Below are 16,819 nucleotides of genomic sequence, written 5' to 3' on the forward strand. Positions count from 1 at the left end.
ATGCACGCACAACCTTCGTGCATCGGCCGCTTGGGTACACGCAGGCTGGTACGTCATTCGCCCGGCGCGTACAGATCGAGCAGCTTGAGCGTCACGCCGTTGGTCCAGCCGAAGCCGTCCTGCAACGGATACTCGCCGCCGCCTCCCCCGCCCGTCCCCTGCCCTTCGACGACATACTTCTCGACCAGCTTCTGGTCTTTCGCGTAGACGTTCTTCACGTCGGCGAGAAAGCGCGTGCCGATCTGCTGCGCGAGATCGCTGCGCCCATAACGCCTGAGCCCTTCGATCGCGATCCAGTGCAGCGGCGCCCAGCCGTTCGGCGCATCCCATTGCTGGCCTGTTTCATAGGTCGAGGTCGTCAGGCCGCCCGGCTTCAGCAGTATCGACGCAACGACGTTCGCCGTCTTGTGCGCACGGTCGGGCCACGCCGCGCCCGCGAACAGCGGATAGAGCATCGCGGGCGTCTGGTTGTCGCGCGACTTCGCGAGCTTCCAGTCGTAGTCGCCGTAGTAGCCCTTGCTATTCCACAAGTATCGGTTGATGCCCTCGGCGCGCTTCGCAGCCTTGCCAATGAACTGCACGACACAACTGAAGTCGCGCGCTTCAGAACAGCCGCGCGCGATCGTCGTCTCGAGATGGAACATCAGGCTGTTCAGATCGACGGGAATGATCGAAGTAGTGCGAACGGTCGTGAGATTCGCGTTGTCGCCAAACCAGCGCGAGCTGAAATCCCAACCGCTTTCCGCCGTCGCGCGCAGATCGCGATAGACCTCGTTCGGCGCGCGGCCCGTCGCTTTCTGCGCCGTCTGCACGTCTTCGAGATACGACTCGTCGCGCGGCGTGTCGAGTTCATCCCAGTAGCGATTGAGCACGGTCCGGTCCGGCAGCACGACAACATTGCGCGTCGCGTCGCCCGGCTTCGTGCCCGACGCGCCCTGCATCCAGTACGCGTATTCCTTGCGCATCTGCGGCAAATACTTCTGATAGACGCGCCCTCCTTCCACCTTCGCCGCCAGCTCCACCATGTACGAAAAGAACGGCGGCTGCGAGCGGCTCAGATAGTAAGTGCGGTTGCCGTTCGGAATGTGGCCATACGTGTCGATCATGTACGCGAAGTTGTCGAGCATGTTGTCGACGAGATCTTCGCGTCCCGACTCCTGCAAGCCGAGCATCGTGAAGTACGTGTCCCAGTAGTAGCCTTCGCGAAAGCGCCCGCCCGGCACGACATACGACTTGGGCATCGGAATCAGCGAGCTGTAATCGGGTGCGCTCGTCGTCGTGCGCGTGAGTGCGGGCCATAGCCAGTTGATGTGATCGCGCAGCGACTGGTTCGGAGGCGGCGTGATGATGGGCTCGGAAGGCTGCGTGAAGTACTGGTCGACGAAGTTCTTCAGCGAAAAATTCGGCTGGTTCTTCTGCGCTTCGTACGCCTGCAGGATCGTTGCGGGATCGGCTTTGGGCAACGCGTCAACGAAGGTCTTCTGGTCGTCGTACACCTGCTGGGTTTGCACGGCAACGAACAGGTCGCCATACAACTTGTCGGGCGGCGGCGGCAATGTTCCGCCGACTTGCGTATCGGCGCTCGCGAACGGCGCAGCACCTGCGAACAGCATGAAGCCCGATAACGCAACGGCGCGCGCCGTGCGTCGCCTGTTTACAGGCTGTGTCGAATGAAAAGATAAAGCGGTTGAATGATCCGTCTCGACGGTACCGTCACGCATATACCTAAACGCAAACGACAGCGACAGCGTCCTCATGTCTCCCTCCTCGGAAAGGTGGACAACCGGTCTGGTCTGCCGTCGCGCTTTTGTATCGCCAGACGAGGATCGCACAACAGCACGCACGTACGCAATCGCGCGTGAACGTTTGCGAAGCCGGTCCTGCAAAGGCATGTTTTTTTATATGCTTTCTGGTTAAAGAAAGCTCTTTAGAAGGTCGTTAATCAATTCGGAGCCGTACGTCAGGCCGCTTCGTTACAATGAAGCGAATCAGTCAACCAGACCCGTCGCCGCCGCGTGCTGTACTCGTATCCGGAGCTCGACTGGAGGCAAATTTTGCCCGTGGACCACTCATGAACGACGATCAACACGATCAGGTGCTTTTCGCCCGATTCGGAACGAGCAGTCCCTGCTGGCGTCTGTCGAGCGACAGCAATGCGCTCGAACTGACGCCCGAAACGGAAGACGACGCGGCCACGGTCGCGATCGCGCTGTCCGGCGCGCAAGCCGCGCAGATCCGCCGCCTCACGGGCGTCACCTCGCATCTGACGATGGACGTGCGCCTGTACGGCGAAGCGCTGCGTCTGCACCTCGTCGGCAAGAAGCTCAATGGCAGCACCTGGGCCGGCACGGCTTCCGCCTACGAAGACACGGAATCCGTTGCGCGCGATCTCGTGCATGGACTGTCGTTCGCCGAACAGGTCGTGTCGGAAGTGAATTCCGTTGTCGTGATCGTCGACCGGGCCGGCCGCATCCAGCGCTTCAACCGGCTCGCCGAAGAACTCACGGGCATGAAGGAAGAAGACGTGATCGGGCGCAATGTGTGGGCGCTCTTCATGTCGTCGGAAGCGGGCGCGGCGTCGAGCCAGAATATCTCCGGCTTCTTCCAGGAAGGCGTCGCATATGAAGTCGAGCGCCGCGTGCGCACCGTGCATGGCGAGCGGCTCTTTCTCTTTCGCAACAAGTTCGTGATGAGCGGCAGCGGCGTCGACGAGCAGTTTCTGATCTGCTCGGGCACGGACATCACGAAAGAACGCAACGCGCAGGAGCGTCTGTCCGAACTCGCGAATACCGATTCCCTGACGGGCCTGCCCAACCGCAACGCGATTCACGACAAGACGCGCGCGGCCATCGAGAGCGCCGCGCCGGGCGACGCCCTCGGCATTCTGTTTCTCGATCTCGACAACTTCAAGAAGGTCAACGATCACTACGGGCACGTATTCGGCGACCGGCTGATCCAGGACGTGTCGTCGGCCGTGCGCGAATGCCTCGCCGATGAGGACACGCTCGCGCGCCTCGGCGGCGACGAGTTCATCGTGCTGTCGCCCGTCGCGAGTGTCGCCTCGATGGAAGCGATGGCGCAACGCATTCTGGAGCGGCTGCGCACGCCGTTCAGTCTCGGGCTGGTCGAGGTGTACACCGGCTGCTCGATCGGCATCGCGATGTTCCCCGAACACGGCGACAGCCTCGAAGCGCTGATCCGTGCCGCCGACACGGCCATGTACGTCGCCAAGGACGACGGCAAGCGCACGTATCGTGTGTTCTCGCCGGAGATGAACCGCAAGGTCGCCGAGTACATGTGGCTCGACACGAACCTGCGACGTGGGCTCGAAGAAGGTCAGCTGACGCTGCACTATCAGCCGAAGCTGTCGCTCTCGACGGGCACCGTGTACGGCGTCGAGGCGCTGGTGCGCTGGAATTCGCCGGAGCGCGGGCAGATCATGCCCGCCGCGTTCATCCGTTATGCCGAGGAATCGGGGCTCATCGGGCCGCTCGGCCGCTGGGTCATGCAGACGGCAGCCGAACAGGCTGCGCAATGGAAGGCACACGGATTGTCGCTGCGCGTCGCGATCAACGTGTCGGCGCGGCAGCTGGTGGATACGGCCGTCGTCGCGCATTTCAACGAGGCGCTGGAGCGCGCGCAACTCGATCCTTGCCTGCTCGATATCGAATTGACGGAAAGCTGTCTGATCGAAGACGAAGCGGCTGCCATCGACCTGATCACGCAATTCCGCGATCTCGGCGCGCAGGTTCATCTCGACGATTTCGGCACGGGCTATTCGTCGCTGTCGCAGCTGGGGCGCATTCCTCTCGACGTCATCAAGCTGGACCGCAGCTTCGTGAGTTCGATCAACGCGGACCGGAAATCTCAGGCGCTGGTGCGCTCGATGGTGGCCGTCGCGCAGGCGCTGCAACTTCAGGTGGTGGCGGAAGGGATCGAGACTGAGGCAGAAGAACTGTTCATGAAGGGGCTGGGCGTCGAATACGTGCAGGGCTACCTGTACGGCAAACCGATGCCCGCTGCCGATTTCGAGCGCTGGCTGCATGACAGGCAGAAGATCCGGTTGATCGCCTGAACCCCCGAAAAGTTCGCTCGACCTGAGAGACCCTCTGCCTGGCCACTGCTCTTACGGCTGACTGCGCTCACTACCGATTGCATGCTGCGTATTACCTTATTGGCCTTGTCGGCCTTATTGCCTGTTTGCTACGTTGATAGGTGCGTCAAAACCTGACGGGTGCAGACGGAGCGCATGACTTCAATGCGTGGGGGCGTTCTGCGAATCAGACATGTTTCCCGTTCGTGCTCGTGCAACCTTCATGCAGCATTCACGACAGCCGGACGCAGATTGCTTGCCCGGCGATTCTGCAGCATCACGAGCCGCTCCATGAACGCGAGGTCTTTTTCCTCGATCGTGAAAGCCGCCTGCACCCAATCCTCGGTGATTTCCATCAGCTCGGCGCGCGACAGCTGCAGCACGCGCTGACGCGCCCGCACCATCGCTCGGATGCCGTTGAGCTTGGGACGCAGCGTGTCGATGAAGGTGCGCGTCGCGAGGTACGCGTCGCCCGGTTCGAACAGCTGGTCGACGAGACCGCGCGCCTCGTACCACTCGGCCGTATGCGACTCGCCGCCGCCGATCAGTTCTTCCGCGAGCCGCATGCCCGCCTTGCGCGCGACGAGCGAATAGCCGCCCATGCCCGGGAACAGGTTGAAGGCGATCTCCGGAAAGCCCATGCGCGCGTCGGTCTGCGCGAGCACGAAGTGGTGCGCGAGCGCCGCTTCGAAACCGCCGCCGAGCGCCGTGCCCTCCACCATCGCAATCGAAATCGCGCCGGTGTCGAAACCGCGCGCCGCCGCGTGCACGCAATCGACGCACGCGCGCGCGTACGCCATCAGTTCCTGGCGACGCCCGGCGCGGATTGCTTCGGCGAAGAAACTCAGGTCGCCGCCGACGTTGAACATGGTCGGAATGACCGAGCCCGTCACCCAGAAATCGATGCGCAGGTTGGACTCGCGCGCGGCCCGCGCGAGTTCGAGGATGTCGTGCACGAGTTCGAGGTTGAAGCACGGACGCGGTTGCGCGCGCAACATCATCCACATGATGTTGCGCTCTTCTTCGTAATACGCAGCGATTTGCGACAGTTTGCCAGCTTCGAGAAACGGACGGCAGGCGTGATGGTTTTGCAGATTCATTTTGAACGGTCCTTTTAGAGTTAAACGCTTGAGGTGAAGCAATGCGAGCCTAAAACAGACCAGAATCCGCGGGGGAGGGGTAACGAACAGATGAATCGAGTTCGTCATAACTATGGCGACGCCCATTTGACAGACGCCTTGCCAGGTAAGGCTTACGCAAACGATTGCGTACCAGGGGAAAACTTCGGAAAGGTGTTCTTTCAGCCGCTTTAATGAGGGCACAAAGCAGCAATTAGAATATCTGTTTTAATTTTTGCGAATTAATCGCAAACGTTTTAAGCGCAATCCACGGTTATTCCGATTGCATTTTTGTAAATTCGCGGCGACGGGCGGCAAAACGCGGCAAATGAGCGTTTGAAGCGGCGTTTAAAGAGCGTGCCGGCCGATTTTTAACGGCGCGTTGTGTGACGCGCGTATGTCGATGCGCGTGCAACGACCGTCGCGATAGCGCGCGTTCCGGCGTCAGCGCAGATGGGCGGACCAGTTGTCGGCCTGTTCTTGCGACAGACCGGCCTTCAGCGCCGCCGCGTGAATCTGCCGCCACGTTTCGGGATCGACGGGAATGCCGTTCGCCTCGCGCTCGGCGCGCGTCACGCGTTCCGGTTCGCCCGGCGCGTAAATGCGCTCGGCGCCCGCGACAAGCGGCGACGCCTTCACCCATTCGACGAACGCGTCTGCTTCGGCTTCGGCGTCGGGCGCGTCGAACGCGGCGGGATCGACGATCACCGACAGCATGCAGTTGATGATCGCACTGGTTTTTTGCAGCGTGTCTTCGTGCGTCGTGTAGCCGCCCGACAGCGCGCCGCCGAAAATCTCGCACATCGCCGCGAGGCCGAAGCCCTTGTGACCGCCCGCCTGTCCGCCGACGGGCATCAGCGCGCCGAACGGTTCTTCCATCATCACTTTGGGCTCGACGGTCGGTTTGCCTTCGTGATCGATCAGCGAACCGGGCGGCACCTGCTTGCCCTGGTTGTAGGCGACGCGCGTCTTGCCATACGCGACGGCGCTCGTCGCGAAGTCGAGCACGAGCGGCGCTTTGCCCGCGCGCGGAAAGGCCGCGCAGAACGGATTGGTGCCGATGCGCCGATCCGCGCCGCCGAATGACGCGACGAGCGGATCGCCCGCGACGTTGACGAAGTGGAACGACACGAAGCCCGCTTTCGCGCACTGCTCGGCCCAATGCCCGATCCGGCCGATGTGATGCGCATTGCGCAGCGCGACGGCGCACACGCCGAGCTTCTTCACGCGCTCGATGCCGTGCTCCATCGCTTCCTGTGCGACGACCTGGCCGAAGCCTTTGCCGCCGTCGATCGTGAGCACGGCGCCGACGTCCTTCACGACGCTCGCATGGCCGTTGAGCTTCAACTCGTGTTCGCGCAACGACTCGACATAGCGCGGAATCATGCCGACGCCATGCGAATCGTGTCCCGTCAGATTGGCGGCAACGAGGTGATCGGCGACAAGCTGGGCTTCACGCGCCGAACTGCCCGCCTGCTCCCAGATGGCGCGCACATATTCGTGCAGACGGGCGGCAGGAATGCGGGGAGCAGACGTCGTGGCAGCGTTCATTCGGAGATGGACTCGATCAGGATCGTGCGTGATGGAGCGGAAGGAACCGGGCGGTTCCTTCCGTTAAACGGACAGCGCCCGTCAGTGCTTGCAGCGCGTATCAGGGCGCGGCGGCAATCACTTCGGCGACGGACGCCGTCAGCTTCTTGCCGTACGGCACGTGCAGGAACTCGTTCGGACCGTGCGCGTTCGACTTCGGTCCGAGCACGCCGCACACCATGAACTGCGAAGTCGGGAAGCCCGCCTTCAGCACGTTCATCAGCGGGATCGTGCCGCCCTGCCCAATGAACGCGACATCCGCGCCGAAATGCTGACGCGACGCGTCGTTCAGCGCAGTACCGAGCCACGGCGCGAGTTCCGGCGCATTCCAGCCCGTCGCGGCGCCCGCGTCGGGCTTGAACGTGACTTTCGCGTTGTACGGCGGATCGAATTCGAGCAGCGACTTCAACTGCTGCACCGCATGTTCCGCATCGACGAGCGGCGGCAGACGCAGCGACAGCTTGAACGCCGTACGCGGACGCAGCACGTTGCCGGCATCGGCGAGCGATGGCAGACCCGCCGCGCCCGTCACCGACAGCGACGGACGCCACGTCGAATTGAGCAGCGCTTCCTTCGGATCGGTGGTGGTGGGCAGCACGGGGCCGCCGTCCTGGCCGCAGGCCCACGGCAATTTCTTCCACACGTCGTCGCCGAGAATCTTCGCGGTCGCTTCCGCTTCGCTCAGACGATCCAGCGGCACCGGGCAATGGAAGCCCTTCGGCAGCAACGTGCCGTCGGCGGCGTCTTCAAGACGCTCGAACATCTGGCGCATGATGCGGAAGCTCGACGGCGCGATGCCGCCGTAGCCGCCCGAGTGAATGCCTTCGTCGAGCACCTGCACTTCGAGATCGCCCGACACCAGCCCGCGCAGCGACGTGGTCAGCCACAGCTGGTCGTAGTTGCCCGCGCCCGAATCGAGGCACACGACGAGCCCGACCTTGCCGAGCCGCTCGCGCAATGCATCGACATACGGCAGCAGGTCATAGCTGCCCGACTCTTCGCAGGTCTCGATCAGGCCGACGCAGCGCGGCCGTTCGATGCCTTGCGCATCGAGCGCGGCCAGCGCCGTGACGCTCGCGTAGATCGCATAACCATCGTCCGCGCCGCCGCGGCCGTAGAGCTTGCCGTCTTCGAGTTTCGGCGTCCACGGACCGAGGTCGTTGCGCCAGCCGTCGAATTCCGGCTGCTTGTCGAGGTGGCCGTACAGCACGATCGTTTCCGTGCTGCCCGAACGCGTGGCGGGCGATTCGAAGAAGATCACGGGCGTGCGTCCCGGCAAACGGATGATTTCGAGCTTCAGTCCGCGCACGGGCTGCTGTTCGGCCCACTTCGCGGCTTCCGTGATGACGCGTTCGATGTAGCCGTGTTTTTCCCAGTCGACATCGAAGGCCGGGCTCTTGGCGGGAACGGCGATGTAGTCGGTGAGCGCCGGCACGATCTCATCGTTCCATTTGCGATCGACGAATTCGCGCAGTGTGTCGGGGTTCAGCCTTTGAGCCTGTTGGGTTTCGTCGGAGATCATGGTGGCCCTATCCGGTGCAGTCGAAACGCACATGATAGACCCTATGGCCCGCGTTGCCGAATACGTGGGAACCATGGAGGAAGCCTTGCAATCTGCCTTCAACGCCACAAGCGGATACGGCCCGTTCGCGCGACAATGAACGGATAAGCAACGCGCCTGGGGAGGCTTCGATGGGCAACAACATCATCGTTCAGGTCGTCGCGACCGTGGCCGCGCTGGGGCTGTATTTCCTGCCGTCCATCGTCGCCGATCGCCGCAAGCGCCATGACATGCTGACCATCGCGCTGTTCAACGCCTGCATGGGCTGGACGGTGTTCGGCTGGCTGGTCGCGCTGTACTGGGCGTTTCAGCCGAATCCGCCCGTCAACCTGGAAGGCGACGTCGTGCGTTCGCGGCGTGTCATCAGCATGAAAACCTTCACGAAGATGCTGGGTGAACGCGTGCAGATGCGCGAGTCGCGCAATCGCCCGCCGAAATAGCGTCGTGCATACCCTCAACGACAAGGGACACAACCCATGCAAATCACGCCGTTCCAGATTTCGATTGCCGATTTCGAACTCGACGCACTGAGGACGCGCCTCAAGCAGACTCGCTGGCCCGATGCATTCGACAGCGCGCCGTGGACGCTCGGCACCGACCTGAACTATCTGCGCGATCTCGTCGATTATTGGGCGCGCAGCTACGACTGGCGCGCGACGGAGGCCCGGCTGAATCAGGCGCCGCAGTTCGTCGCGCAGGTCGGCGGTCTCGGCGTGCATTTCGTGCACCGGCGCGGTATCGGTCCGAAGCCCTACCCGCTCGTCCTCACACACGGCTGGCCCGGCTCGTTCATCGAGTTCGAGGAACTGCTGCCGCAGCTATGCGATCCCGCATCATTCGGCGCGGATCCCGCCGATGCGTTCGACGTCGTCGTGCCGTCGATGCCCGGCTACGGTTTTTCCGAGCGCCCCGCGAAGCCCGGCATGTCGGTGTACGCGATCGCCGATCTGTGGGTCGAGCTGATGCGCGGTCTCGGCTACGAACGCTTCGGCGCGCAAGGCGGCGACCTGGGCGCGGCCGTATCGATCGCGCTGGCCGCGAATCACGCGCAGCATGTCGACGGCATTCATCTCAACTTTTTGCCGAGTTCGTATGCACCCGGCGTCGCGCCCGACGATCCGTCCGTCACGCAGGAAGAGCGCGATTTCCTCGCATCGAAAGCCGTATTCGCGGATGGCGAAGGCGCCTACGCACACATGCACGCGACGAAGCCGAACACGGCAGCCGTCGCGTTGAACGATTCGCCTGCGGGTCTTGCTGCGTGGATCGTCGAGAAGTTTCGCGCGTGGAGCGATTGCGACGGCGACGTCGAGCGCGTGTTTTCGAAGGATCAACTGCTCACCGATCTCTCGCTGTACTGGCATACGCAAACCATTGGTTCGTCGATGCGGCTCTATGCGGAAACGCGCGCGCGGCCGCTGCGTTTCGAGCCGGGTCAGCGCGTCACGCCGCCGCTCGGCTTCGCCCGCTTTCCGAAGGAAATCAGCCAGCCGCCGCCCTCGTGGATCGAGCGCGTGTTCAACGTCACCCAATTCGCCGACATGCCGCACGGCGGTCACTTCGCCGCGATGGAACAGCCCGCGCTGCTCGCCGAAGAGATACGGCGGTTCTTCCGGCCGCTGCGCAAGTGACGCTTCAACGGCATCGCTATCGATGCGACTGCGCCGACGCGTCGTAGCGCTCACGCGCGGCGTCGAGCGCGCCGCCATGCGTTTCTGCCCATCGGTCGAGCGTGACGAGCGCGTCGCTCAACGACACACCCAGCGCGCTCAACCGGTATTCGACATGCAGCGGCTTCGTCCCGCGCACGTCGCGAATCACGAGCCCGTTGCGCTCGAGTTCGCGCAACGTCTGCGACAACACCTTCTGCGAAATGCCGCCAATCTTGCGCAGCAGCGCGTTGTTGCGCATCGGCCCGTCCTGTAGCGCGGGCAGGATCAGCAGCGTCCATTTGCTCGCGATCAGTTCGAGCGCGAGCCGCGACGAACAGGCTTCGTCGAACACGTTGCCGGTGTGCTCCGCTGCGTTCGCGGTGTCGGCGGAATGAACGGGCGCGGGCAATGACATGGTTACCAGAAGGTGCGTAATGGGCAGCGACTGACTATACCTCTACGCTGCCTCCATTCTTCAAATGGAGGTAGTGATGGCGTGGTTAATCCTGCTGGCTGCAAGCATCGTCGAAATCTTGATGGGCCTTTCGCTCAAGTATGCCAATGGCTGGACGCGCTTGTGGCCGAGCGTCGGCGGGGTGGCGGCTGCCCTCGCGAGCGTCTTCCTGCTCACGCTCGCGATGAAGCATCTGCCCGCGGGCACCGCGTACGTGGTGTGGACGGGCATCGGCTCGCTGGGCATCACGTTGCTCGGCATCGTGCTGTTCGGCGACCCTGTGTCGGCGCCGCGTATCGCGTGCATGGTGCTGATCGTCGCGGCGGCCGCCGCGCTCAAGTGTATCGACGGCTAGGGCCGTTTCTGTCTCTGGCATGTGTGGACGCATAGCGCAACAATGGCACGGTTCGCGCGACTGGCGCTCATACGAGGTGGATCACCACCGGGAAACGCGAACCGGAACCGCATCACCAGCGGCATTCCGTCAAGCCGCGCGCCTGGGCCTTGCTGCGATTCTTCGAATGGTTTTCCTTCACACGGAGCTCACGCAATGCCTCACACCTCGCATCTGCTTGCATTCGCCCTCGTCGCGCTCGGCATGGCGCTCACGCCGGGGCCCAACATGGTCTATCTGATCTCGCGCTCGATCTGCCAGGGCCGCACGGCCGGCCTGATTTCGCTCGGCGGCGTCGCGCTCGGCTTCGTTGTCTATATGTTCTGCGCGGCGTTCGGCATCACGGCGCTGCTGCTCGCCGTGCCGTTCGCGTACGACACGCTGCGATTCGGCGGCGCGCTCTATCTGCTATATCTCGCGTGGCAGGCAGTCAAGCCGGGCGGACGCTCGCCGTTCCAGGTACGCGACCTGCCCGTCGACAGCCCGCGCAAGCTCTTCACGATGGGCTTCATCACGAATCTGCTGAATCCGAAAATCGCGGTGCTGTATCTGTCGCTGTTGCCGCAGTTCATCGATCCGCAACACGGCAGCGTGCTCGGGCAATCGCTGATATTCGGCGCGATTCAGATCGTATTGAGCATTTCCGTCAACTCGACGGTGGCGATGACGGCGGGATCGATTGCCGTGTTTCTCGCGCGCAAGCCGACGTGGCTCGTCGTTCAGCGCTGGCTAATGGGCACCGTGCTCGCCGGTCTCGCCGTGAGAATGGCGACGGAAGCGCGGCGCTAAAAATGCACGACGCCGGGCTGGCTGATGCACCCGGCGTCTGTCATGAAGGGGTAGAAAGAAGCATGCGAAGGCGCCTTCTGGCGCGTCGTCGCGTTCAAGGCGAAACGATGCGAACGAATTTGCGCAAATGCACCGAGCCCGCCGGAATCGAGCGCGGCTGGAGCCGCACTTCATCTGGCGCGAACGTTTCCTGACGCAGTTCGCCATGGTCGTCGAACCATTGGCAAATGAGCCATTCACCCGTTTTACGGGCAACCGGCCCGACATACGTCACCGTCATACGTGAGCCGCCCGCTTTGAGCGTCACCACGTCCCCGACATTGATTTGCACCGTTTGTTGCGTCGTTTCAAATGCGTCGAAAGTAGCAGTCAGCATGGATGTCCCCGTTATAAGCATTAGGCTGGCTGAAAATTCACTGCCATAAACGCACCGCGGTCCAACGGAATTAATAAGAGTGGACGAAGATTAACAATTGAATATTTCGTCAGCAAGTATTTTTTATTGGAAGCGTTTTCAGCAAAACCGGAATAGAACCGCATATATACCGAACGTTCGTTCGTTATTGTTTAGTCCGGGAATCGTATGCTGGCAAAGGCGTCATGTTGTCGCGCAACATTGACCCAGCTGAAGTTTAGGCTGGGTACATCGGGTATACGTAAATACACCTGACGAGCCGCTGTCATACTGGTGACATCGTCCGAGTTAACGCGGATTAAAAGCGTTGCAGCCGTGATAATCGATTGTCACCTGTGAATATGCGCATCACTGCTGAATGGATATATCAGTTGCAATGCGCAATGCACGATGGCTGAAATGGTATGACTGTAATGGGTGAAAACGTTATCGGCCGATTTTCACGCGTATTTTTGTTCTGTCGAATTACAAAAATGCAGTGACTCGGGATTTTCCCTAAGCCGCTTTGATCGTGCGCCGATAAGCGCGTTGTTGATGCCGGACGAGCGTCACGCTCAGTGCGATGCAGACCACCATCAGCACCGCGTTGATCGCGAGACTGCGCTGGAACGCATACGCATAGCCGGCCGCCGACGCATGCGCCGACAGCGCGCCGAAGAACGCACCGCTGATCGCGGCCGTGCCGAATGCCGAGCCGATCTGCAGCGTCGACGTCACGACACCGGACGCGAGCCCTGCCTTCGACGGTTCGACTTCGCCGAGCACGATGCGCATGATCGACGGCAGCACGAGCCCTTGTCCGACGCCGGCAAGCACGAGCCCTGCGTAGAACAGCGTGCCGAGCGCCGCGTGCGTCGCGGCCCAGCCTGTGATCGAAAAGCCGACGGCCATCATCGAGAAGCCGAGCGTCAGCACGTGCGCGCCGATCTGCCGCACGACGGCGGGTGACGTCAGCGGCCCGGCGACGAAGCCGAGCGCGAACGGCATGATCGCGAGACCGGATTGCAGCGGTGTCCAGTGCAGCCCTGTCTGCAGATAGATACCGTACGTGAGGAAGAACGCGCTGTTGCAATAGAACAGAAACGCGATCACGAGCCCCGTCGAGAAAGCCGGGTTGCGGAACAGTTGCAGATCGACGAGCGGACTGCCGCCGCGGCGCTCGACCTGACGCTCGACTCCGATAAACGCGGCCAGCGCGGGGACCGCGAGCGCGAACATCCCGAACGTCCACCACGGCCAGCCGGCTTCGCGGCCGTGCGTCATCGGGTAGATCAGCAGCAGCAACACCAGCGACAGCAACGCGACGCCCTTCAGGTCGACGCCCTCGCGCGTGTCGGGCTGATTCTCAGGCACGAACTTCCACGCGCCGACGAACGCCAGAATCCCGACGGGAATGTTGATCAGGAAGATTGCCCGCCAGTCGAGGCCGAACGGCCGATACGTGATCAGCGCCCCGCCGCCCAGTTGCCCGACGATCGACGCGAGTCCGAACACGAAACCATAGAAGCCCATCACGCGCGTCTGCTGATGCAGCGGCACGACGGCGCGCACGGTCGCGAGCACTTGCGGCGCCATCACAGAAGCCGCCATGCCCTGCACGATGCGCGCGATCACGAGCACATGACCATTCGGCGCGAAGCCGCACAGCGCCGACGCGACGACGAAGCCCGCCATGCCCGTCATGAACATGCGCCGCCGTCCGAACAGATCGCCGAGTCGACCGCCCGTGATCAGCAGCACTGCATACGCCGACGCGTAGGCAGAGACGATCAGTTGCAATTGCGCGTCGGTGGCATTCAGCCCCGTGTGAATCGCAGGCAACGCGAGATTGACGATGAAGTAATCGAGCGGCGCGAGAAACGCGCCGACGAACAATACGGTCAACGCGAGCCCTTGCCGCTCGAAACGCTGATGCCCTTGTGCTTCGACATGCTTGCCCGATGCGGACGGCACACTCACGCCCGACGCTTTCATGCATCTCTCATTCATGACTGATCGTTCAAAAATTCGACAAAAAATTTCAGCTAATTTTCAAGCGAGCGCGCGCATGGCGATATCGACGACGGCTTTCAGCTCGTCTTCCTTGCGCTTGCATTTGCCGAGCACGCGCAGGCCTTGCGTCACGCACAGCAGGAAATCGGCGACGGCTTTTTCGTCGAGGTCGCCGTTGAACACGCCCGCCGCCTGTCCGCGAATCACGGCGGCCGCGAGCAACGTGACGACGCGCCGCTGGATCGACTGGATCTTCGCGCGCAGCGCTTCGTCTTCGGGCTGCAATTCGAGCGTGCTGTTCGTGATGAAACAGCCTGTCAGCGTCGACGTGACCCGCGTGTGATGCAACAGCGCATTGCGCAGCGCGGTTTCGGGCGGCACATTCGCGTTCAGACGTTCGACGAGACCGTTGACCGCGTTTTCCGCGTAGTGGTCGAGCGCGGCCATCATGATGCCGTGCTTGTCGCCGAACACGCCGTACAGGCTGCCGCGCAGCACGCCCGTCGCGTTGCAGAGATCTTCGACGGACGTCGCGTGAAAGCCCTGGCGCCAGAACACCTTGCTCGCTGCGGCGAGCACCGCGTCCGTGTCGAATTCACGCGGACGGCCGCGCGCACACGCAGCTTCCGCTTTTACAACGGGCGAGCGTCTGGAATCGGTGATATCGGTCATGCCACCGAGTTTATGACTGCGCGTTCAAGAATTCAAGGCGAAATACCGACGCATTCAAACGGCATTCGTCTGCGACATTCGTCCAATCAGACAGACTTGCCGACGGACGCAAACAGGTCGGTAATCTCTTTCGTCGTCGCTGCTTCGTTCGTGTAGGTGAACGTGCCGCGTCCGAGCATTTCGTTCGCGGCGCGCAGCATCCCGCCCAACGCCGCGCGCGCCAGCGCCCCGCCTACACTGATGCGCCGCACGCCCAGTTCCGCGAGATCGTCGACGGAAAACGGCATGCCCGCCATGCCCATCAGCACATTCACGGGCCGGTCGACGGAACTGACGACGGCCGCAATGTCTTCGCGCGTCTTGAGGCCCGGCGCGTAAAGCACGTCGGCGCCCGCTTCCTGGAACGCCTGCAGACGGCGGATCGTATCGGCGAGATCGGCGCGTCCGGCCAGATAGTTTTCCGCGCGCGCCGTCAGCGTGAACGGGAACGGCAGTGCACGCGCGGCTTCGACGGCCGCGCGCACGCGCTCGACGGCGAGGTCGTGCGCGTAAATGGGATTGTCGGCGCGGCCCGTCGCGTCCTCGATCGAGCCGCCTACGACGCCCGCCGCAGCCGCCTGGCGGATCGTTTCGGCCGCGTCCTCCGGCGCGTCGCCGAAGCCGTTTTCGAGGTCCGCGCTGACAGGCAGCGCCGTCGACGGCGCGAGTTCGGCGAGATGACGGATCATCTGCTCGCGGCCGACGGCGTTATCCGGCACGCCGATGGAGAAGGCATAACCCGCGCTCGTCGTCGCCAGCGCCTTGAAGCCGAGCGCTTCGAGCAGGCGCGCGGAACCGATGTCCCACGGATTGGGGATGACGAACGGCACGCTCGCTTCGTGAAGCGCGCGAAACGCCTGTGCTTTATCTGCTTGTGATGTCATGGCCGCTCCATTTGTGTCGATCCCGGATGCGCCGCTCAGCCCGGCGGTGGATCGCGTGACCGGGCAAGAGCGGAAAGAACTGCGCTGTGTGACGAGAACTCAGGTTTCGAGTTTCGCGTCCATCGTGATCGTCGCGTTCAACACCTTCGAGATCGGGCAACCTGCCTTGGCGTCGGCGGCGGCCTTGTCGAACGCGGCCTTGTCGCCGCCCGGAATCTTCACGACGACGTCGAGATGCGAGGCCGTCACCGCGAAGCCGCCGCCGTCCTTGTCGAGCGTGACGGTAGCCGTGGTCGCGATGCGCTCCGGCTTGATGTTGGCCTTGCCGAGTTCCGCCGACAACGCCATCGAAAAGCACCCTGCATGCGCCGCCGCGATCAGTTCTTCGGGATTCGTGCCGATGCCGTTCTCGAAACGCGTCGCGAACGAATACTGCGTGTCCTTGAGCACGCCGCTATCGGTGGAGATGGAGCCCTTGCCGTCCTGCAGACCGCCTTGCCAGACTGCTGATGCCTTGCGCTTCATTCGTCTCTCCTGTTTCGGGTTCGTGCTGCCGCGCTCCCAACGACGATGCCGGCCGCGGCGGTCTTCGCCCGATCATTCGCGGCTTCGGCACCGGTCACGCGTGCTGCGCCAAACGTGGGCCGTAGGCGTGGACCGAAGCATCATCATAGGCGGATATCGGTGGCACTGCCGTGAAGCCGCGCTCCTGATCATTATTTCACTCGCCGCAAGAATCTTTCTCCAATCTGCCACTTTTTTGATCACCCTTCCGGAAATACACTCGCATCAACGGTTCGGACAAGAGAGTTCAAACCGAACTGATTAACAAATGTTCTCGGAGGTCATCATGAAATCGCTTCTTTCCGCAGTTGTCGTTGCATCCGCTCTGATCGTTCCCGCTGTGTCGTTCGCACAAGCCAGCAACGCGCCCGTGACGCGCGCGCAGGTTCAGGCCGAACTGGTCGCCGCTCAACAAAACGGCTCGCTCGACCAGAACGACGTCGCGTATCCGGCCGCCAAGCCGCAATTCGGCGCAACGTCGGGTTCGACGGAAGTCGGCGGCGTGACGGCCGGCACGTCGGAATCGGGCAAGCGTCCGAGCGTCGAGCAACGCATTTTCTCGACGTTCCGCGGCAACTAAGCTCGCTGGCTTAAACCGGCGC

The 16,819-nt window shown here is 62.5% G+C and carries 16 protein-coding genes and 1 riboswitch; of the genes, 6 read left to right on the forward strand and 10 right to left on the reverse strand.

What is annotated here, in order from left to right; all coding sequences use genetic code 11:
• Window positions 1-53: 53 nt before the first annotated feature.
• Entirely contained in the window at window positions 54-1,613 is a 1,560-nt protein-coding gene (gene treA, locus QEN71_RS10890) for an alpha,alpha-trehalase TreA (RefSeq protein ID WP_290468245.1), read from the reverse strand.
• A gap of 458 nt (window positions 1,614-2,071) precedes the next feature.
• Between treA and pdeR the strand changes: the two genes are divergently transcribed.
• Window positions 2,072-4,075 carry a cyclic di-GMP phosphodiesterase gene (gene pdeR, locus QEN71_RS10895; protein ID WP_201652872.1) on the forward strand — a complete coding sequence of 668 codons (2,004 nt, stop codon included), beginning with the start codon at window positions 2,072-2,074 and terminating at the stop codon, window positions 4,073-4,075.
• A gap of 239 nt (window positions 4,076-4,314) precedes the next feature.
• Here the strand turns inward: pdeR and QEN71_RS10900 are convergent, their stop codons facing one another.
• The 3 genes from QEN71_RS10900 to QEN71_RS10910 form a co-directional block, all read right to left on the reverse strand.
• Window positions 4,315-5,193: a crotonase/enoyl-CoA hydratase family protein gene (locus QEN71_RS10900; RefSeq protein WP_201652869.1), complete on the reverse strand. Its 879-nt coding sequence runs from the start codon at window positions 5,191-5,193 to the stop codon at window positions 4,315-4,317.
• A 462-nt stretch (window positions 5,194-5,655) separates the two neighbouring features.
• Window positions 5,656-6,762 carry a malate/lactate/ureidoglycolate dehydrogenase gene (locus QEN71_RS10905; protein WP_201652866.1) on the reverse strand — a complete coding sequence of 369 codons (1,107 nt, stop codon included), beginning with the start codon at window positions 6,760-6,762 and terminating at the stop codon, window positions 5,656-5,658.
• Between the two features lie 100 nt (window positions 6,763-6,862).
• On the reverse strand, window positions 6,863-8,323 hold the full coding sequence (locus QEN71_RS10910) for a M20 family metallopeptidase (RefSeq protein ID WP_201652863.1): 1,461 nt from the start codon (window positions 8,321-8,323) through the stop codon (window positions 6,863-6,865).
• 170 nt (window positions 8,324-8,493) lie between these two features.
• Between QEN71_RS10910 and QEN71_RS10915 the strand changes: the two genes are divergently transcribed.
• Complete coding sequence (locus tag QEN71_RS10915) at window positions 8,494-8,802, forward strand: superinfection immunity protein (RefSeq protein WP_201652860.1); 309 nt, start codon at window positions 8,494-8,496, stop codon at window positions 8,800-8,802.
• Between the two features lie 36 nt (window positions 8,803-8,838).
• Window positions 8,839-9,993 carry an epoxide hydrolase family protein gene (locus tag QEN71_RS10920; protein WP_201652857.1) on the forward strand — a complete coding sequence of 385 codons (1,155 nt, stop codon included), beginning with the start codon at window positions 8,839-8,841 and terminating at the stop codon, window positions 9,991-9,993.
• A gap of 16 nt (window positions 9,994-10,009) precedes the next feature.
• On the opposite strand, the gene QEN71_RS10925 is transcribed toward QEN71_RS10920, so the two are convergent.
• Entirely contained in the window at window positions 10,010-10,429 is a 420-nt protein-coding gene (locus QEN71_RS10925; RefSeq protein ID WP_201652854.1) for a winged helix-turn-helix transcriptional regulator, read from the reverse strand.
• 76 nt (window positions 10,430-10,505) lie between these two features.
• On the opposite strand from QEN71_RS10925, the gene QEN71_RS10930 reads away from it, so the two are divergent.
• Together QEN71_RS10930 and QEN71_RS10935 are read left to right on the forward strand one after the other, a co-directional pair.
• Window positions 10,506-10,823 carry a DMT family transporter gene (locus QEN71_RS10930; RefSeq protein ID WP_201652851.1) on the forward strand — a complete coding sequence of 106 codons (318 nt, stop codon included), beginning with the start codon at window positions 10,506-10,508 and terminating at the stop codon, window positions 10,821-10,823.
• Between the two features lie 46 nt (window positions 10,824-10,869).
• Window positions 10,870-10,978: riboswitch (ZMP/ZTP riboswitch) on the forward strand.
• A 40-nt stretch (window positions 10,979-11,018) separates the two neighbouring features.
• Window positions 11,019-11,651 carry a LysE family translocator gene (locus QEN71_RS10935; protein ID WP_201652848.1) on the forward strand — a complete coding sequence of 211 codons (633 nt, stop codon included), beginning with the start codon at window positions 11,019-11,021 and terminating at the stop codon, window positions 11,649-11,651.
• 94 nt (window positions 11,652-11,745) lie between these two features.
• Here QEN71_RS10935 and QEN71_RS10940 read toward each other — a convergent pair whose 3' ends face one another.
• The 5 genes from QEN71_RS10940 to QEN71_RS10960 all read right to left on the reverse strand — a co-directional run bounded on the left by QEN71_RS10940 (window position 11,746) and on the right by QEN71_RS10960 (window position 16,178).
• Window positions 11,746-12,027 (reverse strand): YodC family protein, encoded by a 282-nt coding sequence (locus QEN71_RS10940; protein WP_201652845.1) that lies wholly within the window; start codon window positions 12,025-12,027, stop codon window positions 11,746-11,748.
• A gap of 534 nt (window positions 12,028-12,561) precedes the next feature.
• Window positions 12,562-14,040 carry an MFS transporter gene (locus tag QEN71_RS10945; protein WP_201652842.1) on the reverse strand — a complete coding sequence of 493 codons (1,479 nt, stop codon included), beginning with the start codon at window positions 14,038-14,040 and terminating at the stop codon, window positions 12,562-12,564.
• A gap of 57 nt (window positions 14,041-14,097) precedes the next feature.
• Window positions 14,098-14,730: a TetR/AcrR family transcriptional regulator gene (locus QEN71_RS10950; protein WP_201652839.1), complete on the reverse strand. Its 633-nt coding sequence runs from the start codon at window positions 14,728-14,730 to the stop codon at window positions 14,098-14,100.
• 86 nt (window positions 14,731-14,816) lie between these two features.
• The gene (locus QEN71_RS10955; protein ID WP_201652836.1) at window positions 14,817-15,653 is read right to left on the reverse strand and encodes an isocitrate lyase/PEP mutase family protein; all 837 of its coding nucleotides are present in this window, start codon (window positions 15,651-15,653) and stop codon (window positions 14,817-14,819) included.
• Between the two features lie 99 nt (window positions 15,654-15,752).
• Window positions 15,753-16,178, reverse strand: a complete 426-nt coding sequence (locus QEN71_RS10960; RefSeq protein ID WP_028366515.1) for an OsmC family protein — start codon at window positions 16,176-16,178, stop codon at window positions 15,753-15,755.
• A gap of 325 nt (window positions 16,179-16,503) precedes the next feature.
• On the opposite strand from QEN71_RS10960, the gene QEN71_RS10965 reads away from it, so the two are divergent.
• Window positions 16,504-16,797, forward strand: coding sequence for a DUF4148 domain-containing protein (locus QEN71_RS10965; RefSeq protein ID WP_201652832.1), 294 nt, complete (start codon window positions 16,504-16,506; stop codon window positions 16,795-16,797).
• Window positions 16,798-16,819 lie beyond the last annotated feature (22 nt).

It is taken from the genome of Paraburkholderia sabiae (genome assembly GCF_030412785.1).
GTDB classification, from domain to species: domain Bacteria; phylum Pseudomonadota; class Gammaproteobacteria; order Burkholderiales; family Burkholderiaceae; genus Paraburkholderia; species Paraburkholderia sabiae.